Here is a 25,592-nt window from a genome sequence, read left to right on the forward strand (position 1 = left end):
GCTAAAATTCGTTGTAAATGAAAGTCCCACCGGACATTCCACTATACCCGTATAAATAAAGTAAAATCACAAAAACTAAAAAGTAAAATATTGTCCTTGTGATGAATTTAACCGAATCGTGTTGCCACAGATTCTTAAGAAAACCTATCACCACAATCCCCCCTGTTTTTTTGCTATTGGTTTAGTTTGCAAAGGTTATGATAAAACACTAACCCTGCTAAACGTTACGCAAAATTATGGCATGATTTGAATTTTTTGTAAAGTAACCGTAACATTACGGGCTTAAAAAGTTCACATTTGTCACACTCTATTCATAAAATATTCCCGTATTATTTCCGTCGTTACGGCATTTACCAAATTTATCTCATAAAAGTTTAAAAAAAGCTAAAATTTAGCCTCTGAAAGCTTGTCCTGACTAAATTTTAGCTTTGTAACCGTCTATTTTAATTTTAAGCGTCGCCCTACCAACGCTACCAAAGCCGACTTAATCACGTCCCCTGGAATGAAAAATGCGTTCGCAAGGACCGCCTTAGAAAGGGCCATCCGCATATTGATTGCAAAACCAACAATTCCCAATAAATCAATTACTAGTACTGCAATAATGGCCACCTTTGCAAAAAGACTAAACCAATCTTGCCGGCCGTGTGCCGTCCACCATGCTAACAAAACTGCACCAACGAGATAACCTAGTAGATAGCCACCCGTTGGGCCCATGAATACGGCTACTCCGCCGCGCATTCCGGTTAAGACTGGCATTCCTACCAAGGCCAGTAGTAAAAAGGCGCCAATAGTGATTGCAGCTTCTCCTGGTGTAAGGATTAAGCCTACTAATAAGATTCCAATGTTTTGGACCGTAATGGGTACCGGGATCAATCCAATTGGAAGATTGGGGACTAACCCTAAGCCAATGATAATTGCCAGTAATAATGCCATTTTTGTTACACTTCGTGCGTTAAGCCGCATAAACTTCACCTCTAAATTTGGCCTTCCAACCGAACCGTGGAACTGCCTTATTCCAAAAAAGTTGTCAACCAACCATTTTTGATGAAGCTTTATTATAGCATGTTCCGATTTAGCCACTAACTTTGGTCACCGATAACCGATACTATTATAGTAGTAATTTTTTGCGATTTAGATTAAATAACGTCTGTATCGCTGTGAGATTGTTTGGTCGAAACGCGTTCTGGAACCCAACTCTCTCCGGTTAACCCAAACAGGGACCAATCGCCAAAAACCGCGATCAGTCCCTGTTTCTGTTAATCCTTTGCGTTCTGTTGCTGCATGGTCGAACCGGGCTTCAGTGCCCAATCTCCTCCGGCTAACCAAATTAGGGAACTAATCGCTCAATCCGCGATTAGCTCCCCAATTCCGTTAGTCCTTTGCGTCCTACTGCCGCATGGTCGAAACGCGTTCTGGAACCCAACTCTCTCCGGTTAACCAAAACAGGGACCAATCGCCAAAAACCGCGATCAGTCCCTGTTTCTGTTAATCCTCAAGAGCTACCCGGGTTCCAGAACGCTCTTTATTTTTCTCCCCTTCTCACTATCGGCATCAGCCTAAAGTACAGCAATCCAATTACTGCTCCTACTATGATTCCCTTTAAAATGTTGAATGGCAGGATTCCGTACAACACCATATTTAACGTCGAGATATTTATTTGGAAACTTGCCAACTTCATGTACAGTGGTAACAAAACAAACAGATTTGCCACACTCATTACCACGGTCATCAAGGCCGTTCCTAACAGCACTCCCTTAACCAGCGCCATCACAGCTTGATGATGTGGTTGATCCTCTGCGCGTTTCAGAAACGAATAAATTGGCAAAACGTACGCTACTGCCGCCATCCAATTTGCTACCGCTCCGAGGGCACCCGCCGGGTTACTATCCCGAACAATAATATCTAATAGCCCGGCTAAGCCAGCCGTCGCCATTCCCCACACGGGCCCAAACAAAACGGTCCCAATCAAGACCGGTACGTCCGCAAAGTCAATCTTTAAGAACGAAAACCCCGGTAAAATCGGAAAATCAATGAAAATCAAAACAAACGAAATGGCTGCCAGCATTGCGACAATCACCATTTTATTAACTTTAGAAACACTCATGTTACTGCCTCCTTTAGAATCGGAGCACCTTCTTGGTAACTTATTTCCACAAAAAAACGCCGTTGCTCGAGTTCGGGGCAACAGCGTTAAAAACCGAATTAAAAAATTCAGTACGCGTCAATAAATTCAATCTCCCTTTATCTAGACTTTAACTATCGGTTTCGGAATTTCACCGAATCAGCTGCCAAAAATGACAGGTCATGGACTGTACCACCGGTCGGGAATTACACCCTGCCCCTTGAAGATGAACCTTATTTTTTATAAGTATTTCACTATAAATATAGCGTACCAATTAACCTTCGTCAATCATTTGTTTTTTTAATTTTGAAATAGCTTTCACCGTCTTGCATTACGTCAATTAATAGGTGTTCTTCCGCGGGTAAATTCTTCACTTCACCCAGGTCGATTTCATAGCCATTTTCAATTTCGTAACCTTTATTTACTCGGGACTGCAAAAAAATCCGTAACATTTTCATTAATTTACGATTGTCTTCAGCTTTTTTGGCAGCCATTGCCAAGGTATATCCCTTGTTAAGGTAATGCGCTATATTTCCAGCCTGAATAAGCGCCGGGTAAGTATATTTACGTTGCCCTGACTCCGATACGTTAGTCTTTACATAGCCCTTCTTTTCCCAATAACGTAATTGGCGGGGTGACACATCAATCGCCTTTGCCACATCGCCAATACTTAACAATAAGGACTCACTAGCAATGATTCTTTTTAACATATCGACCCGATCTGACGGATTTCCCATGATTCTCCTCCTAAAGTTAACCGAATTAACCTTGTCCTCTTACTTAGCTTAATTATAACTTCTCTAACATCTTTGTCAAATAAGTTGACAAAGATGGTATACCGGACTATAGTATCTAAGAATAGTTTTTATGAAAAGAGGTTGTAAGCTTATGACACAAGCATTTGATGCACATGGAAAACCCTATAAGCGGTCTCTATTAATCCTTGTGCTTTTAATTGGTTCATTTTGTACCGTTTTGAATCAAACCATTTTAACCACGGCCTTTCCTACTTTAATGAAGGCCTTCGATATCAGTACCTCGACTGTGCAATGGCTCACGACTGGTTTCTTGATGGTCAACGGAATCATGATTCCAATTAGCGCTTGGCTAACTAGCCGGATTCCTTCCAAACGGCTATATCTTTCAGCCATGACGGTATTTCTGATTGGAACCACGTTCTGTTATGTAGCACCATCGTTTTCAGTACTCCTTGCTGGCCGATTAATTCAAGCATTAGGGGTTGGAATTACGATGCCCCTTTTGCAAACCATGATGCTAACCATTTTCCCTGCTAACCAACGTGGTTCAGCGATGGGACTTGCTGGCTTAGTTGTCGGAGTGGCTCCGGCAATCGGACCGACCCTTTCTGGATGGGTAATTGATAACTACCACTGGCGGACTTTATTTGGAATGATTATTCCAATCGTCATTGTAGTTTTAATTGCTGGTTTCTTCTTTATGAAAGACGTTTTGAAAACTGAACACACGGAACTTGATTGGGTTTCAGCTGCACTTTCAACCATCGGTTTTGGAAGCTTGCTCTTTGGTTTCTCCGAAGTTGGGGATAAGGGCTGGACTGATTCATTAGTTGTAGCGACCTTAATTATTGGGGCAATTTTCGTAATCCTATTTGGGGCACGTCAATTACGGAGTAAAAATCCGTTCCTTGATCTACGTGTTTTAAGGATTCCAGAATTTTCAATTTCAGCAGCCCTTAGTTCGGTTTCAATGATTGCCATGGTGGGTGCCGAAATGGTTCTTCCTCTTTACATCCAAACTGTACGTGGCGAATCAGCCTTTCACTCTGGACTAACATTATTGCCGGGGGCATTGATGATGGGGGTTCTCAGCCCAATTACTGGTCGTTTATTCGATAAAATTGGCGCACGCCGGCTCGCAACCACCGGAATGTTCCTTTTAACCATTGGAACGTTGCCGTTTGCCTTCATCACCCGGACTACTCCAATGCTTTACATTATCGTGTTATACGCAATTCGGATGGCCGGAATTTCCATGGCGATGATGCCGGTTACTACTGCCGGTATGAACTCGTTGCCATTCGATAAGATGGGGCACGGAACCGCAGTTAATAACACCCTCCGACAAGTTGCTAGTTCCATGGGGACTGCCATTTTAGTCAGTGTTTTGACCAACGTTACTAACAACCAAATGCCTGCTAAACACTTGTTGAAAGCCGAACCACTTGCTTACAAAGATCAAGCATTTAACGCTACTATCAGCGGCTATCACGCCTCGTTTTGGATTGCGGTTGGCTTCAGTGCGTTAGGCTTAATCATTGCCTTCTTCGTTAGCAACCGTTCTGGTAGCTCAGCTAAAGTACAACCTCAAGCTGGAGGTGCAGAATAATGATTATCTTTCTATTAATACTCGCTGTCATCGCAACCTTTATTTCAATGACCCTAATTCCAAAACCAATGCTGCGTTACATTTGTACCGCAATTTCGGCGATTGTGGTCGTTTGCTCAGTAGTCTTACTAGTACTGAACGACCGCGAACATTTTGGAATGAAAAAAGTAACCGAAACGACCACCCAAACCGTTTACTCGGTTTCACCTTCAAAACAGATGCCCATGCTGCTTTATAAAAACATCGGGACTGATGGTAAGGAACGGGTTTACGTTTATAAAAAGGATGCAAACCAAAAGAAAACTTCTCATACGGAATTGGAAAAAACTACTAACCGAGTCAAGACCACTAATGATGATCACGCTCGCTTAGAGAAGAAAACCACCCGTTGGGTATACAAAAACGATACCTACCGCCTTTGGTTTGGCATCGCCGGAAACGACCGGGAAGTTTCTCACCGGATCAACACCTTCTACGTGCCTAAGAGTTGGCCAACCTTGTCAACTACCGAAGCTGCTAAATTGCAAAAATTGGTTAAACAAAACCAAGCTTCTATGAAAAAGGATGCTACTAAGTACGTAAAAGCTAAGGTAACCGCAACGGTTAAGGATACCTTGAAAGCTGCTTTGCAGAAAAATCCACGGATGAGTCCTGCCGAACAGAAGAAGTTGACTGACAAGACAACTGCTGAAGCTACTAAAAAGTTTAGTGCAGAGTATCAAGCACAAATGATGCAAAAGCTAATTGAACAGGCTAAAGAATAGTTTTAAAAAGCTTTACGAAAATTAAATAACCCCCGATATTGGACCTGAATCCAGTATCGGGGGTTTTATATTGACTAAAAAATTTTGTAAATCCGTTGCCGTTATTTATCGAATTTATGCTATTAACCAGCAAGGCCCGTTAAGCGCCCTTAAAAGCTCTTAACATCCGTTTTGAAGCATTTGCTGACAAATGTCTTTCACAAGCTTATAACGCTTATTTAGTCTCGTAAGCTTGCAACTGTTGACTTACCCAATTTGTCGCCTGGGCCGCTGCATTGCCTGCGTGGATGGCACAGAACCTTGCGTAAAATTGCTCAAATTGGGGACTTGGTTGTTGATTAGTCTTCTTAGCTAGTTGAGTTAATTCATGAGTAAGTTCGTCTTCGTTGTAAACAATCTTGCCCGGTAAATCTTTTTGATAATCCAAATAAAATCCACGGAGCTCGTCACGATAAGTTTCGTAATCATACGGAAAGAACACAACGGGGCGCTTTAAGTAGGCGTAATCAAAAAAGACGCTAGAATAGTCCGTAACCAATACGTCCGCCACCAAGTATAAATCCGCAACGTCCGGATAATTTGACACATCGATTGCGAAGTCTTTTGCAGCAGAAAGATCCAACGCGTTAGCAATCAAATAGTGCATCCGTAAAAGCAAAATTGTATCTTTTCCGAGCGCATCCCGTAATTTTGCCAAATCAAATGGCAAGTTAAAAGAATACTTTCCTTTAGTAAAAAATTGGTTATCCCGATAAGTCGGCGCGTATAAAACCACCTTTTTATCCAGGGGAATCCCTAACTTTTCCTTAAGCTGCCGGATTTTAGCCGCACTAGGATGTGCTAATTCGTCATTGCGGGGGTAACCAATTTCCAAAATTTCGTTTTGGTAACCGAAAGCTTGCCGAAAAATTTTCGTAGAATAGGCGTTAGGACTGATTAATGCATCCCACCGGTTTGCTTCGTGAACAAAATTTTCGTGATACTTTTCCGTAGTGGTTCCGGGCATGGTTACTTGTGCAATATCCAGGCCCAACTTTTTCAGCGGTGTGCCGTGCCAAGTTTGTAGTATTTTAACGTGCGCCGGCTTTTTCACCCAACGAGGGAGCCGTGCATTTTCAACCCAGACGTGCGCTTTTTCGATCGTACGGACCCATTTAAAAGATCCCCGAACCACGTAATCGTAACGTTCTCCATTCGGAAAACCTTCTTCAAATAGTTGCTTATTTACCACCCAGATTAATCGATAATCGGGATGTTCTTTTTTCATTTCTTTATAAATCGCTAACGGCGAGTCACTAATTTGCCGGCCGCCAAAGCTTTCAAAAATAACGGTGGGCCGTTTTGCGGGCCGGTAGTTAAGTTTGAAAGCGTAGGTTAGGAGGCGCCGTTTGACTTTCCGCAAAATCGTAATCAAATCCATCTACATTTATCCCCTATTTTTTAATTGTTTGTATCCATTATAGGATATAATCTTACACATCAAAAATAGTACATTACTCGTTTATCTGTGCTTTTTTAAAATATTGGTTGGTCAATTTATCAACTGCTTGTTTTAATTTTTGGCCCTTTATTTTATTGCCTTGATGATTGCTAAATACGATGAGGGCTTGTTTACCATCCGGACTAATTCGAATATGGTCTTCAAATCCGTAGCCGTAGCCATTAGCTGAATAATAATTTTGGTGATTGGTGTAAAGTCCTCCATGATATTTAACTTGGGCGCCGTTAACCGGTCGATACAGTGTTTGCACAGCGGGCTTTCCTAGTAGTCCACCGTTAAGCAATTTAGCTAATGTTTTATAATAATCCGCAACGGACATGTACACTTGGCCCGTCCCTAATTCTGATTCAACCGTAGCTAAGTTAGGCTTTTGGAGGATTTGCTTAACCTCATCCCCCTGTTTTTTGAGATAGTATCCCTTAGCCGTATCGTAACCAGTAGTATCAGTTGCAAATACGGTTTGCTGTAAGTTCAACTTGCTTGTGTAACGTTCCGTGAATAGCTGTTGGTAACTATCCCCCGTAACTTTTTCTAAAATCATTGATAATAGCACGTAATTGACGGGCTGATAATTCCATTTACCATATTTTTGCGGCTGAAATTTAACGTTCTTTCGAAGAATTTTTAAATACTGTTTTCTAGATAAACTATCACCTTTATATTTAAGCTTAGGCAATGATAATCCCGATGTCATGTCGAGTAGCTGACGAATAGTAATTTCCGCAGAACCCGGTATGCCCGTTATGTACTGGTTAAGGTGATCCGTAAGCGCAATTTCATGCCTATTAACTAAAGTCATTACTAGTCCAGCCGTGAGTGATTTTTGCAAAGAATCAATTTCATAAGCAGTAGTTAGCCGATTATTTTTGCCACCCGCATTATCTTCCACTCCCGCTGTGTAACTATCAACAATTTGGTTGTTCTTTACTAAAATTGCTGAGCCACTAAATCCGGTTGGTGAAAGTGCTTGTTGCAACCTTCCCTTTTCCGTCGAGTGAGTCGCTCGTGGAATCGCCAGATGATTATTTTTTTCAGTTGCGGCGGGCTTTTTTAAGTATGTACTTGCCTGTCCCCAAACTATTATCAATGCGAGAACGATTAACCCACCGATAACCAACTTATTAATCAATTTTTTTGACATTTTCGATTTCTCCCCCAAATAAGATTACCAGATATAGTTTTACACTAAATGGCGCCAAAGAACTAGCTTTGAAGGAAAAATTAAGTATAAGCTTAAATATTGCTGAACAAAGCTTTAAAAATAAACTTTCTGAAAATATAAAAAGAACTAGTCTAACTTACGACTAGTTCTTTTTATATGAATATAGATTTAAATAAAAATAGTATTACATTTATACTGCCTACCAGGCCCTTCGTCTATTTATAAAACGTATTATTACTTTAAACACCAAAAATATTGTACTAACAATTGAAATTATAATAGATAGTTTTTGCATTTTACTCAAACTATACAGCACTTTAACTCGACTATTATGGTGTAAATTGACAGTCAGTGTTTTCATTTGACTAGTATCCCATTTAACCCTTTTTCCATCTACGTAAACTTTGTAATTTGTTTTATTGTACAAGTAAAAAGGTAAACTCACGTGCCCACTTTCACCATTCAACTTAAAAATCATCCCATTAGGTATGCTTGTAAAGTCTACTTTTTTATTAATCCAACGCCCGTCCTTCATTAGATAATGGTCATATATCTTTAAACCGTTTTGGTAATTTTTATTAGAACTCTGTTTTTTGTTAATTGGTACATAATCTCGATTAGGATTTGCCTTAATTAACTTAAAGTACGTCTTTCTGTCTACCTTAATGTTGTACCTTTCTTTCAAACTAGCATTTGGTGCGAAAGCATGTTGTAATGTCGGAAAATCTTTCCTTGTATTAATAAAATTTTGGGTAGAGCTTATATTAAATATATAAAGAATAGCTACTAATAATAAAGTTACATGCTTTATCCGTAATTCATTTAACAGCTCCACTCCCAGTAACGCAATAAAGAAAGTTGCTACAACAAATACTCTAAAAGGAAATTGTAATAACGAAACGGGAGTATTTTGTAGTAAGGACCACGGAAATAAATTAGTAGATAATAACGTAGTGACTATCGAAACTACGTAAATTTTTTTATAAAGCCTACTAAAGGTATTAAATCTAAAGGCACCTATAATTAATATCAGTAAGGCGACTATCCCCATGTTAAAAGTACTTGCATTACCAGTAATATTATTAGATATGGAATTGTTGACAAAAGTACCTAATTGCATTGCTGTATTAGAAAACAAAAACTCTTTTGGCATCTTCACTGGTGTATGTAAATAATTAACTAGAAAGCTATATATAAAAGCACTAGATAATCCCAAAAATAGCACTACCGCTTTCAAATATGCTTTTATAACAGAGGAAAAATCACTTAATGAGTTAACGTTAAAAACCATAAGCAGTCCCATTGTAATTGTAACTATCAGCGCGGTTAAAATATGGGAATAAAGCAAAGCGCCCATCCCTGCCGCTAACCAAATCCATTTGTCAAATTCATTCTTAAATGAAATTTTGTAAAATGCCCAAAAGACTAATGGAATAAAAGTTAAGGCAATGAATTCTGATATATCAAAACGGTTAAGAATGTCTAAAAAACGGTACGTAGAAAAGAAGTACAGGTTAGCAAATATAAAAGCCTTTTTTCTTGAGTCACTAAAATCCTTGAATGTGTAATAAGCAATTAAAAAGGTAACTAGATTAATTACCATTAATCCTAAGTATATAGCTGTAATTGGGCTTACCGGCAAAAAGCGAAGCACTGCAAACATGTATAAAAACAATGGCGGATAATAAATATTGGTTGCTATCCCTACTTGGTTAGCAGAATAAGTTGATATCATTGGAAACATATTGCCATGTCTTAAATTTTGGTATAATTCTTCAATTCTATTTACATGGAACTGCACGTCAGCTCCTCTATAAATAACATGTCCTCTATACAAAAAATAAAAGGACAGGATACTCATGACAATAAAATACAAAACAATTATAAAAGGCAGGTGTCTTTTACCTCTTGTCAAACTAGTTAACATTCCCCATTCTCCCCCAAAATATTAATTTTAACGTCCTTCGCCATTATTTCTTACCTAAATAAGAGTTAAATTTATATGACAAAGATAAAGTTAAATAGTTAAAAACACTCAATTTTTCTTGAACGGACGCCACTACCTAACCTTATGTTTGACAGGATGTACTAAAGTAGTTGGATGTTCTATAGAATGGGTAACTGAGTGCCCTGAAATATTGACCATTGCAAAGAAAAGAAATAACAACATAGCCATTCCAACAATGATCCGCGTTGGAAGAGACATTTTGTCCGGAGTAATTTGGTCATACATTGCCTTCTGGACAACTTTTTGAGCTTTCTTAGGGCTAGTTCCCTTCGCAATTTCTTGCTCAACTAACTCTTGTTTATACTTATCTATGTCAAATTCAATTTGTTCTCGCTTACGATCTTGCTGGTATTTTCTCCGCTCTTTGGCACTTTTCTTCTTAAAATCGTTAGAAAACTGACGGTAATGGTCAACTACTGTTTTGGTATCACCTACTTCACGAAGTTCACCAAAATGCATCCATGCTACTCGATCACAAATCATTTCTACTTGTCTCAGTGAGTGACTTACAAACAAGATGGTTTTTCCTTGTTTTTTGAATTCCATAATTTTATCCACACACTTTTGGTAGAATGTATCATCTCCGACTGATAAAGCTTCATCAATAATCATGATGTCAGGGTTGATATGCACGGCAATTGCAAATCCTAGTCGCGACCGCATACCGCTAGAATAATCCTTAACTGGCTGATCGATAAATGTACCAATATCAGCAAAATCGACAATTGCATCACGGACATCATTTATTTCTTGAATAGTTAACCCTTGCATTAGCCCTTTCAAACGAATATTCTCTGCACCAGTTAAGTTCCGCTTTAGTCCAGCACCAATAGCAATTATGGAAGTATCCCCACGAACGTCAACTTTACCAGTAGTTTGTGGGATAATCCCTGAAATAATATTCGAAATCGTGGATTTTCCAGAACCATTAACTCCGATGATCCCAAAAGTTTCTCCTGGCTTTATCGTTAAACTTACTCCCTTTAAGGACCAAAAATGTGGTACATCCACTTTCCCTAAGTTGAAAAAGTTTTTTAATTTATCACTTTTTGTTTTAAATAAGTCGTATTCTTTGGTTACATTTTCTACTTTAATCTTATATGAATTATCCATTTCAAACCTCTTAGTTAAATTAAATCTACAAAATTAGAACGGAACTTGTTGTGTAGATAACTGCCAATTGTCAAAGTAATAAAAACAAACAACCAAAATGTAATCGTTAAATTAAGATTAGGTTGTTGCCAAACCCATCCCCGGGAAAGTAGCGATTCTCGCATCCCGTTAATCACGTAATAGTACGGGTTAATTTCTAGTAATCTAACCAATACTGGTGGAAAACTTGACGTCACAAAATTAAAAAGCACTCCACTCATGTAAAATAGTACTCGCAAAATTGATTGCAACGCGATTTGCCAGTCACGAATTAACACGCTGATGGTCGAATTTAAAATTCCCAAAGAGTACATTAACGCTAGCATACAAATGAAATAATAAATAAATTGAATCCACGAAATAGTTGGCCAAATATGGTTGGTGAACATCAAGAAAATTCCAAAAGCTATCATCGTCCAAAAGCTGTATAAATTACCATATATTTTAATCGATGGTAATACGTTAATTGGAAATTTCATTTTCGAAACGAGTCCAACTTGCTGATAAACGCTTTTAGACGCATCCAACGTAGTCTTATTCATATATAGCCACGGCGCAATCCCAGTAACCATCCATGGTAAATAGGGAACTCCTGGCATTGGGTCTCCCCGTCTAAGCGCAACACCAAATACTAAGTAATAAATACCGATTTGAATTAACGGATTGAGAAATTCCCATGCTAATCCAAGGTAATGGCTTTGATAGCTTGCACGGTCATCATATTTAGCCATACGTCTAATAATTTTAAAATTAGTGAACTGATCACTAACTATTTTAAACATTGTATTCATGCTTCATGCTCCTTAAGCTTGTAAGTTGGGTACATTTCGAACAGTATACTTATTTTTATCTAATTTCGTCAATGTAACCCATTACTTTCTTATATTATGTAAAAACCAATAACGTATATTATAATACATTACTGGATAGATAAATATTAAATAACTTTAAGCAAAAGGTGAATAACTTGAATAAACAAATGGCCTTTAAAGAACAGGGCAATTTACTAAGTGTAATTGTAGCCTGTTACAACGTAGCAGAATACCTCTCCGAATGTCTAGATTCGCTAGCATCACAGACTTTCAAAAACGTTGAGGTTATCATGATTGATGATGCTTCTGAAGATGCGACTTCTTTAATTGTAGAAAGATATGCTCAAAAGTACGACAATTTTACAGCAATCCATAACGAACAAAATCTTGGACCAAGTGCTTCAAGAAATAAGGGAATCAATTTAGCAAACGGGCAATGGATTGCTTTTGTTGACGGGGATGATATCGTACCGTCTAATGCGTATGAAGTGATGATTAATTCTTTAATCAAAAGTCACTCTACAATGGTGACAGGTTTTGTACGTCGCTTCGACAAAAACCGCGACAAACCTTCTTTCCTACATAAGAAAGCTATCATTGATGATTATCGTCATACTAGTTTTGAAAAACATCCCGAGCTTTTGTACGATACTACGAGCTGGAATAAGCTCTATTCAACTAGTTTGCTGCGTCAAAACAAAATTTTCTTTCCTGTAAATCAAATTTATGAAGACGTTGCGTTTACCTTGAAAGCTTTTTTACATAGTGATGGAATCGATATTATTACTAAACCCGTCTATTATTGGCGTTGGCGGGATAGTAATAACGTTTCATTCACGCAATCTAAAAATGAATTATCTCATTATTTAGATAGACTAAAGAGTTTTCACCAAGTAGTAACCATCTTACAAAAAAATGAATTATGGGACGGAAAGGTTAAACATCAACTACTATTTAAGCTGTTAGATGTGGATATACCGTTATTTATGGATGATATTGCCGATGCTGACGATTCTTTTGTTTATGCTTTCCAGGAAACCACCATTAACTTCTTTAGAAAGTGGCAATTACTGAATAGTTCAATTATTAAAGAGTTGTCCGCTAAAAAACAATATCAGTATTACGCGTTAATCAACGGCAAATTCAATTTTCTAAAACAACTTTCATTTGGTCAGCCATTTAATGGACGAATTGCTAAACTTGAACGAAAAAATGCTGGACTACCAACGTTCTATTCACCTAAAAAACTGAACGTAGGTATTGATAAAGTTCGCTTAAATGATAACCAATTCCAATTCACAGGAAAACTACAAGTGGGTAAAAAGATTCCCCACTATTTCCCTGTAAGAAAAGAAATTGTTGACGTGGTTATCGAAAATATTAATACGGGGGATTCTATTTCCTTAAATACTTTTAAACGTTTCTTTACCTTATTTAACTTTCATCTAAAAAAAATGACCGCTCCTGCAAGTCGTTTCCAATTAGATTTTAATTTGTTAGATTGTATTAAACATCTAGGTCCCGGAACGTATAAAATTCGTTTTGACTATCAAATTAAACCAAATGCTAAAAAATTATCTGTTTATTTAGGACAACCTCGAAAGGGTGCTGGTAAAATTACCCCATTTACCCTTCAGGACGGTGATTTATCTGTTATCTACGGTCACAATACAAATTGGGATACGGTTATTAAGGTAATTCCTAGTACCGAATTAGCTTCGGGAGATAGTATTCAACCCACAGTAGTAGAGACTATTTCTTTAGATGATCAAGATAATTTAGTGTTAAAGGGGATTTCTAACGAAGAAGCGCTGCAATTAGAAATTAATGAACAAGTATTCAAAAATCAATATGATGATTCTAAACAGTTTCAATTCCGTCTTCCAAATGAATTCTTGGAAACCTTTCTAAATCACGCTTCTAAGGTAGAGTTTAGAAATCCAATAACTGGATTAGAAGTCAAACCCGAATTTAGTAATGGCAATCGATTAACAAACATTTTATCCAGTAAACATTTAAGCATTCGCTTAGAACAACGCTTAAGATCAGGGCTTTGGATTAAACCTGATGTTCCAACAATTACTGCCCAATCTATCCAAATTAAACAAGTTGATAAACAATTTTATTTAACTATTGAATTAAACAAAAATATTAGTTCAATTACGGATGGTAAATTGGAGCTCCTATCAAGTAATTTAGTTAACCGCTACTTAAACATTGGCTCTCTAAAATTAACGGGGCAAAAAATAGTTGGTCAACTTTTAATTGGCGATTATCAGCAACTATCCGTGTTAGCTGGTAATTACACTATTTATCTAAACTTAAATCAAGGACTGGGCGAAAAATCAATCGCACACCGTTTTAAAGTCAGCGCACCTAATTTAACGTCACAAAATGCCACAATTGGTCAACTAGCTTCTGTTGAAGTTAAGGCTAATGATGAAGGGGAACTAAAACTTAGCGTAAAACAAAACCGCCCGTGGATCGATCGTAGTAAAGTTCGCAGAGGTATAGCATATTCCATTATTTATCCCCTAATGCGCTTGCTACCTTTAGAGAAAAATACAGTAGTTTTTGAAAGTTTGTGGGGGCAATCTTATAACGATAGTCCTCGAGCAATGTATCAATACTTGGTTAAACACTATCCTAATATGAAATTTGTCTGGATATTAAAAAATGAACAAACCCCAATTGATGGACCTGGAATTAGGGTTAGGCGATTATCTTTTAAGTATTGGTATTATATGGCACGTGCTAAATATTTAATACAAAATACTAATTTTCCAACGCAGTATGCAAAACGAAGAGGCCAAATTGAAGTTGAAACTTTGCATGGTACCTTTATGAAGGTGATGGGCTTTGATGAACCCCATTTTAAAAATGCTACCAATCGGGTTCAAAAAAACTTTGCTACTCGAATTGGGCGTTGGGATTTGATGAGCGTTCCGTCAGACTTCATGTATGTACACGGTTCAACAGCTTTTGATTATCCTGAACAAAAGATTTTAAAAACTGGATTTCCGCGCACTGATGAATTAATTCATAATAATCATCCTGATTACATTAAAAAAGTTAAGTCTAAGTTAGGAATTCCTGCAGATAAAAAAGTTATCTTATATGCACCAACCTACCGGACCACCGATATGCCTTTTAATTTTCAACTTGACCTTGAAAAAATGAAACAACAATTAAGTGACGAATATGTCCTATTAGTTCGTCTCCATTATTTTGTTTCTCATACACAAAACTTTATTGACCAAACCGGGTTTGTCTATGATGTTAGTGATTACAACAATATCAATGACCTATATCTCATTAGTGATGTCTTAATCACTGATTATTCTAGCGTTATGTTTGACTTTGGATACCTAAAACGTCCTATGATCTTTTTTGCTTATGATAAAGAATGGTATCTTGATCCAGCAAATCGTGGAATTTACATGGATTATGACACTACTGTACCCGGCCCTGTAGCAAAGACGACAGAATCAGTCATTAAAAACCTTCAACAGCTAGATAGCATTAAAAAACAGTATTCTGGTAAATTAGAACAATTTTATGAACGCTTCTGTCAATATGGACGTACAGGCGACGCAACAAAGCAACTAACCGAAGCTATGTTGAATTTAAATCCTAAAGTTCAGGATTCAGTAGTCAAACATTTAATTCTTACTAAAATAGGTCGTTTATTAAAACTAACCAATTTGCAATCTAAATTATTAAACTATTTAGGCCAAGTTTTACCTAAAACTGATATTGCAATTTTTGAAAGCTTTTTTGGGCGACAATATTCAGACAATCCTAAAGCTATTTACGAATATATGAAAATTCATTATCCTAATATTAAATCGTATTGGAATGTTAATCCTGAGTATGAACAATACTTCATTGACCATAATATTCCATATGTACAACGATTTAGTTTTAAGGGCATTTGGAAACAAGCACGTGCAAAGTACTGGTTTACCAATGTACGACGTCCTTTTAGATGGAATAAACCTAAAGATACGATTGTAGTGCAGACTTGGCACGGAACACCTCTAAAAACAATCGGAACCGATGTTCAACAAGTCACCATGCCTGGAGTGACTAGGATGAAATACCATAAGCAAGTTGCTCGGGATTCTGCACGATGGGATTATCTACTAACACCTAATCCCTATTCGTATGAGATTATGCAACGCGCATTTCGCAAACAGTACCCTCAATTATTACCAACTGGGTATCCGCGAAATGATCGTCTAAGTCAGCCATCATTTTCTGAAATTAACTCAATTAAAAAACAATTGGGTATTAAAGATGGCTCTAAAGTCGTTTTATATGCGCCAACTTGGCGAGACAACGATTATGTACGAGCTGATCACTTTAAAGCAGAGTTGCACTTAGACCTTAAAAAATTCTTGTCAGAAACTTCGTCTGATACATGTATCTTAATTCGGACACATTATCTAATAGCTAACAATCTTGATCTAAGCAGCTACGGCAATCGTGTAATTAACGTTAGTGACTACGAAGATATAACGGATTTGTATTTAATTAGCGATCTTTTAATTACCGATTACTCAAGTGTTTTCTTTGATTACAGTATTTTGCGACGGCCAATACTATTCTTTGCATATGATTTAAAAGCTTATGCAAATGATATTCGTGGTTTCTATGTTGATTACCACGCAACAGTTCCTGGTCCAATTGTGGAAACTAATGAGGCTCTAATGCCTCTAATCAAGCGCGCCTTGCATGAACCTGCAACGTTCGTAAACTCAACAAAGTACAAATCATTTCTAAATAAGTTTGCGATTTGGGAAGATGGTCATGCAACGGAGCGGTTATTGAAAACTGTTTTAGAACAACAGCCTGCATATCATTTAAAAGATATCTCATCCAATAGTTCTATTTCTGTAGGAGATATTATTAAAGTTCCTGATGGCACAATTTTATGGACGGGCATACCAGGTTTACCATACACTGAATTCATTGGTAATTTTGACAGTAATGCAAGCGAAGATTCCTTTACTGTTAAACAAATAGCTACTTTAGAACCGCGTGATTTTAGTGACTCAGGTATTTTTACTGGTGGGACCTGGATTAAGGCATCTATCAATAGTAATAATCAAATAGTTTGGATCAGTTCTGATGCTATAAGCCACCAGCAAACTGAGCCTTCCACAAACCAAATAGCAAATTAAAAATGGGAGTCTTCTAGATAAAATCTAGAAGACTCCCATTTTATTTAAATCACCTTTATATTTGTTTATATAATTCTTACTGTCCCATAAAAGTTCGTAATAGCTAGTAGAGTTGTTGCGCTTAAAAAGGACTTAGCAAAAAAATTAAAAACTTGAGCTATCGATCAAGTAGCTACGATTTAAACTACTCATTAAAATATATTGTCCTAAGCCCTACTTCTCCTCCCGAACAATGTAAACCGGCCGGTCCTTGACTTCCAAGTAAACCTCGGCTATGTAACGACCGATAATGCCCAAGCTTAGTAGTTGCACACCGCTAAAGAAGAGGATGATCACTACTAAAGAAGGCCAGCCAAACGCAGAGGTGTGCGGGAAAATAATCGCCCGAACAATTACTGCTAAAGCTCCTAGCACGGCTAACACACAGGTAGCGATCCCGGCAGATGTCACAAATGATAACGGCGCCGTTGAGAAGGATACGAACCCTTCAATCGCGTACTTCATTAATCCCCAGAAGGACCATGAAGTTTTGCCAGCAGCCCGTTCGCGGTTTTCGTAAGAAATATAGTAAGTGTTAAAGCCGACCCAGTTAAAGAGTCCCTTGCTGAACCGTTCCCGTTCCCGCATGGAAAGTACGCTATCCACCATTTGGCGGGTCATTACGCGGAAATCGCGGGCTCCGTCCACGAGTTCCAAAGAGCTCACTTTATTGATCCACTTGTAAAATTGCCGTGCAAAGAAAGAACGCACGGGGCTTTCCCCATCACGGTCTTTACGCCGCGTAGCCACTGAATCATACTCACCCTCTTCGATCATCTTGATCATTTGAGGTAACAACTCCGGTGGATCTTGTAAATCAATATCCATCACTGCTACTAGTTCTCCGCTCGCTTTTTGCAAACCAGCGTACAACGCCGCTTCCTTACCAAAGTTCCGTGAGAAACTAATGTAGTGAATTTCATCATGTAATTTCTGAAGTTTCTTGATTTCAACTAGGGTTTTGTCTTTCGACCCGTCATCGACAAAAATCAATTCGGGCTCGACGTCCATTTGATTTTCTACTTTCGCAAAGGCGTCGTAAAACAGCTCGACGGTTTCTTCTTCATTATAAGCTGGTACAATCACTGATAACTTTTTCAAATTAGTTCACCTGTCTAAATTTATGTCTAAACTTTTCTTTTCTTAAGTTTCATGTTTTACTTAAAAGGTTAACTCTAAAGAACTTGGAGATGAAACCTTGATTAAGCAACTTTTTGAAAAATATAAATCCCTTATATCATACCTCTTCTGGGGCGTGGTCACCACGTTGGTTAATATCGTGGTCTTTGCTGTATTAGCAGACCAATTACATATATTCTACCAAGTCAGCAACGTGATTGCTTGGTTTGTGTCGGTTTTGGTCGCTTATGTCAGCAACAAACTATGGGTGTTCAACTCCCATACCTCGACCACTAGTGATTTATTTGCCGAAGCGCTCCGCTTTTTTTTAATGCGGGCCGCTACGTTGGTGTTGGACATCATCATCCTCTACGTGGGGATTTCCCTGCTTCACGGAAATGACATCCTGGTTAAAATTATTGATAACGTCGTCGTCATCATTTCTAACTACGCTTTTAGTAAACTAGTCGTTTTTCGGACGAAGAAAAAATGGGAGTAATCCCATTTTTTTATTGCTCTAATTTTTCTAAAGCCGTGGCTTCGTCAATCACTTCTACGCCCAGGTCTTGCGCCTTAGTTAATTTGCTCCCGGCATCCGCACCCGCAATCAATACGTCCGTTTTTTTCGAAACCGAACCGGCCACGTCTGCACCTAAGTTCAACAGCTTTTCTTTTAGCTCGTTACGGGTAAAGTGCTCTAACTTACCAGTTAAGACCACCTTTTTACCGTTAAAGTAATTTTCTGGTGCTTCACTTGGTTGTGCGCCGAGGTATTCCATATTCACGTCCACGGCCTTCAACTCGTCGATCATGTTGCGCGCCGCTTCACTTTGGAAGAAGGTTGCCAAGTTATTAGCGAGCGTTTCACCAACCGTATCTACCGCGTCAAATTTCTCTACGGAAGCCTCCATTAACCGGTCCATTGTACCAAACGCTTCGGCAAGGGTCCGGGCCATCTTGGTTCCTACGCCCTGGATTCCAAGTCCGTTAACCAAACGTTCCAAAGAATTTTGCCGACTACGGTCAATGGCTTCTAGCAGGTTATTGACCCGTTTTTCCTTAAACCCGTCTAATTGGCTTAGTTGGTCGGCAGTTAATTTATATAGGTCGTCAAAATGGTGAATAAATCCCTTTGCATAAAGTTGTTGAATCTGTTTAGGTCCCAACCCCATAATGTTCATTGCATTGCGGGATCCAAAGTGTTCCAAACGCGCCACAATTTGCGCGGGACAATCTGGGTTAATGCATCGTAAGGCTACTTCACCATTTAAATGTACTAATTCTTTACCACAAGAAGGACATTGATCGGGAATGGTCAAGTCCGCCACGTCTGCTGGGCGCTTGTCCAAGACCACCCGGGTGATTTCTGGAATAATATCTCCTGCCTTATGCAATAGCACCGTATCGCCAATCCGAACGTCCTTAGCAGTAAGCTGATCCACGTTATTCAAGGTTGCCCGACTTACCGTGGTCCCAGCTAGTTGAACCGGATCCATGACCGCCGTCGGAGTAACTACCCCCGTCCGGCCCACTGACCATTCAATGTCACGCACCACGGTCGCTTCTTCTTCTGGAGGAAACTTGTACGCAATTTCCCAACGTGGCACCTTAACCGTGTGGCCCAACTCCGCTTGCAACTCCAAGTCATTAACCTTTAGAACGATTCCGTCAATCCCATAAGGTAAATCATCGCGTTGACCTTCATAACGTTCAATATAGTCCCAAACTTCGTCTAAGTTATGGCAAACCATCTGGGTGGGATTAGTGTTAAATCCTAACTCGGCCATTGCTTGAATGGCTTCGTGCTGAGTGCGTACTCCCAAAACTTCGGGTTCCACCAGCGTATAGATAAACGTGTCGAGCTCGCGTGCCTTGGTGATTTGCGTATTTAGTTGCCGCAAACTACCGGCCGCCGCGTTCCGTGGGTTAGCAAAAACGGATTTTCCCGCTGCCGATTGTTGTTCATTTAACTTCGCAAACGCTGCTTTCGGCATGTAGCATTCCCCCCGGACTTCCAAAGAAACGGGGCGACTAAGTGTTTGGGGAACTGACTTAATGGTTTTTAGATTTTTGGTGATGTCTTCACCAATGTTACCGTCACCCCGGGTGGAACCCTGCACTAGCTTGCCGTCTTCATAAACTAGTGAAATCGCTAATCCGTCAATTTTAAGTTCCACGTTGTAATCAACTGGATGACCCACGTTTTTCTGAATACGCTGGTCAAACTCCGCCAACTCTTCCTTAGAAAAAACGTCGCCCATCGACAACATTGGTTCGGTGTGGGTAACCTTGGTAAATCCGGCAAGTACTTCGCCCCCCACGCGCTGGGTGATTGAATCTGGCGAAGCAATTTCTGGAAATGCTTGCTCTAAAGTCTGCAAATCCGCATAGTTTTCGTCGTAAACGTAATCTTCGACTTCGGGAGCATCTTTGGTATAGTACAACTCGCTCCAGCGGTCGAGCTTCTCACGGAGTTGTTCCGCAAGTTCGTTAGCTTCCGTTAAGTTCATTTTTTCAATTGGCTTCGGTAAACTCATCTTTTCTCTCCTATTATATTTCTATAATTTCAGGTCAAGTTCGATCGGACAATGGTCTGACCCAAAAATCTCCGTATGAATTTTAGCATCCGCGAGCTGGTTATCCAATGCTTGGGAGGTCACAAAATAATCGATTCGCCAGCCGGCATTGTTGGCTCGCGCGTTAAATCGGTAACTCCACCACGAGTAAACGCCCTCTTTATCAGGGTAGAAGTAGCGGTAAGTATCCGTAAACCCGCTTTGCAGCAACTCGGTAAACTTTTGCCGTTCTTCATCAGTAAATCCGGCGTTATGATGGTTAGTGCGATCGTTTTTCAAATCGATTTCTTCGTGAGCTACGTTTAGATCCCCACAAAAAATTACCGGCTTAGTGTCGGCAAGTTGCTTTACGTAAGCTCGGAAGGCGTCGTCCCAGTTCATTCGGAAATCCAACCGGCGTAATTCTGGTTGTGAATTAGGGGTGTAGCAAGTAACTAAGAAAAATTCCTCGTATTCTAGGGTGATTACCCGGCCCTCTTGGTCAAATTCCGGAATTCCTAAACCATAAGAAACCGCCACCGGCTCCCGTTTAGTAAAAATGGCCGTTCCCGAATACCCCTTCTTTTCTGCGTAATTCCAGTATTGGTGGTACCCCGGCAAATCTAGGTCAATTTGTCCTTCCTGTAGCTTGGTTTCTTGAACACAAAACATATCCGCATCCAACTCGTTGAAAACGTCCAAAAAGCCGTGCTTTACCGCCGCACGTAAACCATTCACATTCCACGAAATTAATTTCAAAACCGTGCCCCCCATTTCTAGTTATCTCTTATAATTATCGCACAACTTGACGGAAATTTATTAAAGTTTGTCTAGCAAACTAGGTTGTTTACCACTTAAGCGGTTTTACGGTTATAATCAAGCTAGGAAGGTGATAAATTATGAAAATTAACGTTGCATTATCTAACGGGTACTTACCCGATCGTTTTGGTAAATACGCTCCCGCAACCGACAAGCTTCACGACCTACCAATTCGGTCTTTTCCCATTGAAATTAGTGGGTTGCCTACAGACACAGCGGCTTTGGCATTAACCTTGATTGATTACGATGCCGTTCCCGTTGCTGGTTTTCCGTGGATTCATTGGATCGCAACCGACATTGCCGTAACCGATCTAATTCCTGAAAACGCCAGCGCTTTGGAAAACGGGATGACCCAGGGAAAGAATAGTTACGTCTCTAAGTTTTTAGACGTAGATGATCCTGCAATCTTCGAACACTATTCGGGACCTAAGCCACCTACCGACCACGAATATACGTTGACCGTTTACGCGCTCAAGGAACCTACTAACCTACCTAAGGGATTCTATCTGAACGACTTAATGCGTAAAACCGAAGCATTAGCCTTAGATTCAGCGCAAATCAAGATTCCATCCCGCGGTTAAGTTTAGACCCTGGTTGGTTGATATAGGGTAGAGTTATTGAAAAAACGCTTTTTAAGAATTGAATTCTCAAAAAGCGTTTTTTGGTTGTTTTTCTAAATATGACGCAACGGGCACCAGTTCCCTAACTAAAAATCGGCAACTATGCCTAAATTAGACATAATTACCGATTCCTCATTAATATTCACAGTCTGCGCAATTTTTAGTTCATTTCTTAATTTTTGTTTCGCCGGGCCCGAGCCATTTTATCCAACTGCTTCTGGGCTTTTTTAGAACCCCGTTCTAGATCTTTACGCATTTTTCGTTGGTGAAAATCAGTAAAGAGGCTCTCCAAGTCATAATCCACGGGATACAATTTGTTGGCAGCCATTTTTAACCGCGTTCGTTTTCGTAAAACATTTTGAAAACTATGTTCTACAAAAACTGCTACCGTGTCATCGCCGTTATCTTCGTAAACTAGTCCCGTCTTTTTGAGTTCCGTTAAATAAACCTGATCGCCTTTTTGGTACCTCAATTCATTTTCTGCTTTATCGGACAGATCATCAGTCTTTGCCAACTTTGGAAACTGTATTTTTTCCGTTGCATATTCTGCCTGATTGGCAATATATTTATCTGCCCGCTGAATCAATGCTTTGGGCATCCTCATTTTTTTGGCAATCCAAAGCGCCTGACTGTCGCCAACTTCACCAACTTGCAGTACGTACTTCGGAGTTAGCGTTTCACGATCAAATTTCATTGCGGCCGGCGTAAAATCCGCATGCTTTTTAGTAAAATTCTTAATCTCTCCATAATGGGTCGTAGCAACAATCAGTGCTCCCTTTCGATATAAATCCTCCAGAATCGCGATCGCCAGTCCGGCCCCTTCGTTAGGATCGGTACCGCTGCCCAACTCATCTAATAAAACCAATGTATTGCGACCGGCATTTTGAACAATCTTTGCAATATTTTTCATGTGGGCAGAAAAGGTGCTGAGTTGATTTTCAATATTCTGCTCATCGCCGATATCCACAAATAGTTGGTCAAAAACTGCTAATTCAGTCCCTGCTTGGGCAGGAACTTGTAATCCAGCCATCGCCATCAAGGTTAACAATCCCACTGTTTTCATGACGATTGTCTTACCACCGGCGTTAGCACCAGTAATAATCAATCCCCGGTAATCCTTTCCTAATTGAAAGTCTAACGGCACGGGGGTACCGACCAAGAACGGGTGCCGCCCTTGAATTATATTAATGCGCTCCGCTTGGTTGATTTGCGGAGTAATTCCACCGTATTCCCGGCTATACTTCGCCCTTGCAAAGATAATGTCAAACATTGTCACAGCGTCAATAGCATTTAAAATACTTGTTCTTTGTTCACTTAATTCGCCCGTTAATTCAGCTAAAACCTGATAGCTTTCAGATTCGATGACTGCCTTTTGAAATGCGAGTTTTTCGTTAAGCTTAGCGACTAAATCCAGCTCGATATAAACGGTTTGACCGTTACTTGATTGATCCACAATCGTACCAGGAACCTTAAATTTATAGGATGCTTTAATTGGGACGGTTATCGAGCCTTGCTTTTCAACTATCAAAACGTCCTGGATCATCGGCTTGTTTTTAGGACTTCGCAAAAACTTCATTAGTTTATCGTGAATTTCGTCCTTGATGGTTTTAAACTGTCTTCGCGCCTTCCGAAGATCTCGAGAAGCATCATCTAATACTTCATAATCATCAACCTTTTGGTAAATGTGCTCTTCGGTAGTCGTGAATTTAGATAACGCCTGGCTGTACTTATATAGGGTCGGCGTCTGATACCGATTCTTTTCAAAGAATTTTTTTAACATCCGGTTACTACGCAAGAAATCTGCAAATTCGATTAGCTCCGCGGGTGTCAGAATCACGCCCTTATCAATTTTATTCATTAACCGGTTAATCTGTTTCAAGCCTAGTAATGGAATATATTGACCACTTTCAATAATTATTCGTGCTTCTTTAGTTTCTTGTTGTTTAACCCTGATACTTGCTAAATTGCTTTCAATTGGCATATTTTCAAGTTTCTCTTTACTAAAATCACCAACTGCTTTGGCAATAACTCCCCTTTTTACTCGGTCAAATTGTAGTTTTTTAAATAATGATTGATCAAACATCTCTTTTTCCTCTCATAAAAGAGACACCTATCCGATAAAACCTAATTAAAACAAAAAAGACCACAGTAATCCCCTGTCGTCTTCAAACTAAACTTAAAATTTATTTTGACAGGTATCGCTTGTAAAAGCATGCCAAAAAAACCGTCTTTCCCGGTTCAATTAGCGCCAATATTTACATTTAGATACTTGCCACACTCATCAAAATTTCCCCATTCGCGTTTAGATAGGTTTTATCAACAAGTAAATTAACAAATTTTAATAGGCTCGTCAAATCTTTGCTTTTTAAGTCCTCATTACCAATTAGAATTCTTTAAATTATTTTTTTAAAGTTGCGTATTTAAATTTAGGGAGGTTACCCGCCATTCCAGCCTTGTACGTTGGTAACCATACAATTATATCTCCCCAATTAAATTCAATTGAAATTATATAACAAATTTGTTATATTTCTAAGTATTAAAGAGGTTGATTTATGTACGAAATTGATTTTTATTTTGACAAAAATGGAAAAAGCCCAGTATCTGATTATATTGTGTCTCTTTCCAAAAGCCACCAAAAAAATGATCGAGCTATTCTAAAAAAAATTATCCACCAGCTTGATTTGTTACAAGATTTAGGGCCAATCTTAAAAGAACCTCAGGTCAAATTTATAAAAGGCTATAAATATCCTCTGATGGAGCTAAGACCACAACCCGAAAGAATTTTTTACGCCTCTTGGAATAAAAATCGTTATATTCTGCTCCATCATTACTCTAAGAAAAAAAATAGAACCAATCCCCGGGAAATTCACATTGCGATTAACAGATTAGACGATTGGTTACGTCGACATTAGAAAGGATTAGTTGATATGGCTACTTGGAACGAACTCAGAAAAAAAATCACTAAGAATATTCCAACTGAAGAGTTAAACCTTATTGAAACTCTTACTTATCTACAAGAACGTCGAATCAAGCTAAACATTACGCAAAAAGAGTTGGGTAAAAGAATTGGCATGGCACAATCTCGTATCGCTAAAATTGAAAGTCTTGACTCCACCCCTTCTTTAGAAACTCTAAATCGCTATGCACATGGTTTAGGATTGGAAATTAAACTAACTTTAAAACCATTCCTTCATAACCAGTAGTCGTTCTTTTCAATATAGACACTGCTCTAACTATAGTTCGTAGATTCTATGTATAAAACTCGTATTTAAAATAAAACAGAGGACGAAATTCACAATTGAATTTCGTCCTCTGTTAATTTTTAACCATTCTCTCGAAGCGTCCTTCTCCCCATGAAGAATGCTT

At 39.0% G+C, this 25,592-nt stretch carries 20 protein-coding genes and 1 riboswitch; of the genes, 7 read left to right on the top strand and 13 right to left on the bottom strand.

Features of this window, described 5'->3' with window-relative positions; translation table 11 throughout:
• Position 1: 1 nt before the first annotated feature.
• From NYR25_07965 to NYR25_07980, 4 genes are all read right to left on the bottom strand, one after another.
• A complete protein-coding gene (locus NYR25_07965; GenBank protein UWF33508.1) occupies positions 2–154 on the bottom strand; it encodes a teichoic acid D-Ala incorporation-associated protein DltX in 153 nt (50 codons plus the stop codon).
• Between the two features lie 284 nt (positions 155–438).
• On the bottom strand, positions 439–933 hold the full coding sequence (locus tag NYR25_07970; protein ID UWF33509.1) for a biotin transporter BioY: 495 nt from the start codon (positions 931–933) through the stop codon (positions 439–441).
• Between the two features lie 589 nt (positions 934–1,522).
• A complete protein-coding gene (locus NYR25_07975; protein UWF33510.1) occupies positions 1,523–2,104 on the bottom strand; it encodes an ECF transporter S component in 582 nt (193 codons plus the stop codon).
• A gap of 125 nt (positions 2,105–2,229) precedes the next feature.
• Positions 2,230–2,354: riboswitch (FMN riboswitch) on the bottom strand.
• A 52-nt stretch (positions 2,355–2,406) separates the two neighbouring features.
• The gene (locus tag NYR25_07980) at positions 2,407–2,859 is read right to left on the bottom strand and encodes a MerR family transcriptional regulator (protein ID UWF33511.1); all 453 of its coding nucleotides are present in this window, start codon (positions 2,857–2,859) and stop codon (positions 2,407–2,409) included.
• Between the two features lie 151 nt (positions 2,860–3,010).
• Between NYR25_07980 and NYR25_07985 the strand changes: the two genes are divergently transcribed.
• Together NYR25_07985 and NYR25_07990 are read left to right on the top strand one after the other, a co-directional pair.
• A complete protein-coding gene (locus NYR25_07985; GenBank protein ID UWF33512.1) occupies positions 3,011–4,489 on the top strand; it encodes a multidrug efflux MFS transporter in 1,479 nt (492 codons plus the stop codon).
• Positions 4,489–5,253: a DUF4811 domain-containing protein gene (locus NYR25_07990; protein UWF33513.1), complete on the top strand. Its 765-nt coding sequence runs from the start codon at positions 4,489–4,491 to the stop codon at positions 5,251–5,253. Before NYR25_07985 ends, NYR25_07990 begins: the two co-directional genes overlap by 1 nt.
• Before the next feature lie 214 nt (positions 5,254–5,467).
• On the opposite strand, the gene NYR25_07995 is transcribed toward NYR25_07990, so the two are convergent.
• The 5 genes from NYR25_07995 to NYR25_08015 form a co-directional block, all read right to left on the bottom strand.
• Positions 5,468–6,673 (bottom strand): CDP-glycerol glycerophosphotransferase family protein, encoded by a 1,206-nt coding sequence (locus NYR25_07995; protein ID UWF33514.1) that lies wholly within the window; start codon positions 6,671–6,673, stop codon positions 5,468–5,470.
• Between the two features lie 73 nt (positions 6,674–6,746).
• On the bottom strand, positions 6,747–7,895 hold the full coding sequence (locus NYR25_08000) for a beta-lactamase family protein (GenBank protein ID UWF33515.1): 1,149 nt from the start codon (positions 7,893–7,895) through the stop codon (positions 6,747–6,749).
• 220 nt (positions 7,896–8,115) lie between these two features.
• Positions 8,116–9,843: a 6-pyruvoyl-tetrahydropterin synthase-related protein gene (locus NYR25_08005; GenBank protein ID UWF33516.1), complete on the bottom strand. Its 1,728-nt coding sequence runs from the start codon at positions 9,841–9,843 to the stop codon at positions 8,116–8,118.
• A 132-nt stretch (positions 9,844–9,975) separates the two neighbouring features.
• Positions 9,976–11,037 carry an ABC transporter ATP-binding protein gene (locus NYR25_08010; GenBank protein UWF33517.1) on the bottom strand — a complete coding sequence of 354 codons (1,062 nt, stop codon included), beginning with the start codon at positions 11,035–11,037 and terminating at the stop codon, positions 9,976–9,978.
• 14 nt (positions 11,038–11,051) lie between these two features.
• Complete coding sequence (locus NYR25_08015; protein ID UWF33518.1) at positions 11,052–11,867, bottom strand: ABC transporter permease; 816 nt, start codon at positions 11,865–11,867, stop codon at positions 11,052–11,054.
• A gap of 176 nt (positions 11,868–12,043) precedes the next feature.
• Here NYR25_08015 and NYR25_08020 point away from each other — a divergent pair, with 176 nt between their 5' ends.
• Positions 12,044–17,074 (top strand): bifunctional glycosyltransferase family 2 protein/CDP-glycerol:glycerophosphate glycerophosphotransferase, encoded by a 5,031-nt coding sequence (locus tag NYR25_08020; GenBank protein ID UWF33519.1) that lies wholly within the window; start codon positions 12,044–12,046, stop codon positions 17,072–17,074.
• Between the two features lie 213 nt (positions 17,075–17,287).
• Here NYR25_08020 and NYR25_08025 read toward each other — a convergent pair whose 3' ends face one another.
• The gene (locus NYR25_08025) at positions 17,288–18,214 is read right to left on the bottom strand and encodes a glycosyltransferase family 2 protein (GenBank protein ID UWF33520.1); all 927 of its coding nucleotides are present in this window, start codon (positions 18,212–18,214) and stop codon (positions 17,288–17,290) included.
• 97 nt (positions 18,215–18,311) lie between these two features.
• On the opposite strand from NYR25_08025, the gene NYR25_08030 reads away from it, so the two are divergent.
• Entirely contained in the window at positions 18,312–18,731 is a 420-nt protein-coding gene (locus NYR25_08030) for a GtrA family protein (GenBank protein ID UWF33521.1), read from the top strand.
• Between the two features lie 10 nt (positions 18,732–18,741).
• Here NYR25_08030 and ligA read toward each other — a convergent pair whose 3' ends face one another.
• Together ligA and NYR25_08040 are read right to left on the bottom strand one after the other, a co-directional pair.
• Positions 18,742–20,769 (bottom strand): NAD-dependent DNA ligase LigA, encoded by a 2,028-nt coding sequence (gene ligA, locus NYR25_08035; protein UWF33522.1) that lies wholly within the window; start codon positions 20,767–20,769, stop codon positions 18,742–18,744.
• 21 nt (positions 20,770–20,790) lie between these two features.
• Entirely contained in the window at positions 20,791–21,546 is a 756-nt protein-coding gene (locus NYR25_08040; protein ID UWF33523.1) for an exodeoxyribonuclease III, read from the bottom strand.
• Positions 21,547–21,686: 140 nt separating this feature from the next.
• Between NYR25_08040 and NYR25_08045 the strand changes: the two genes are divergently transcribed.
• Positions 21,687–22,187 (top strand): YbhB/YbcL family Raf kinase inhibitor-like protein, encoded by a 501-nt coding sequence (locus tag NYR25_08045; protein ID UWF33524.1) that lies wholly within the window; start codon positions 21,687–21,689, stop codon positions 22,185–22,187.
• Between the two features lie 211 nt (positions 22,188–22,398).
• On the opposite strand, the gene NYR25_08050 is transcribed toward NYR25_08045, so the two are convergent.
• On the bottom strand, positions 22,399–24,309 hold the full coding sequence (locus NYR25_08050) for a DNA mismatch repair protein MutS (GenBank protein ID UWF33525.1): 1,911 nt from the start codon (positions 24,307–24,309) through the stop codon (positions 22,399–22,401).
• A 469-nt stretch (positions 24,310–24,778) separates the two neighbouring features.
• Between NYR25_08050 and NYR25_08055 the strand changes: the two genes are divergently transcribed.
• Together NYR25_08055 and NYR25_08060 are read left to right on the top strand one after the other, a co-directional pair.
• A complete protein-coding gene (locus NYR25_08055; GenBank protein ID UWF33526.1) occupies positions 24,779–25,138 on the top strand; it encodes a type II toxin-antitoxin system RelE/ParE family toxin in 360 nt (119 codons plus the stop codon).
• 15 nt (positions 25,139–25,153) lie between these two features.
• Positions 25,154–25,429 carry a helix-turn-helix transcriptional regulator gene (locus NYR25_08060; GenBank protein UWF33527.1) on the top strand — a complete coding sequence of 92 codons (276 nt, stop codon included), beginning with the start codon at positions 25,154–25,156 and terminating at the stop codon, positions 25,427–25,429.
• Positions 25,430–25,592 lie beyond the last annotated feature (163 nt).

The sequence above is a fragment of the Pediococcus acidilactici genome (genome assembly GCA_024970065.1).
Lineage (GTDB): Bacteria > Bacillota > Bacilli > Lactobacillales > Lactobacillaceae > Pediococcus > Pediococcus acidilactici_A.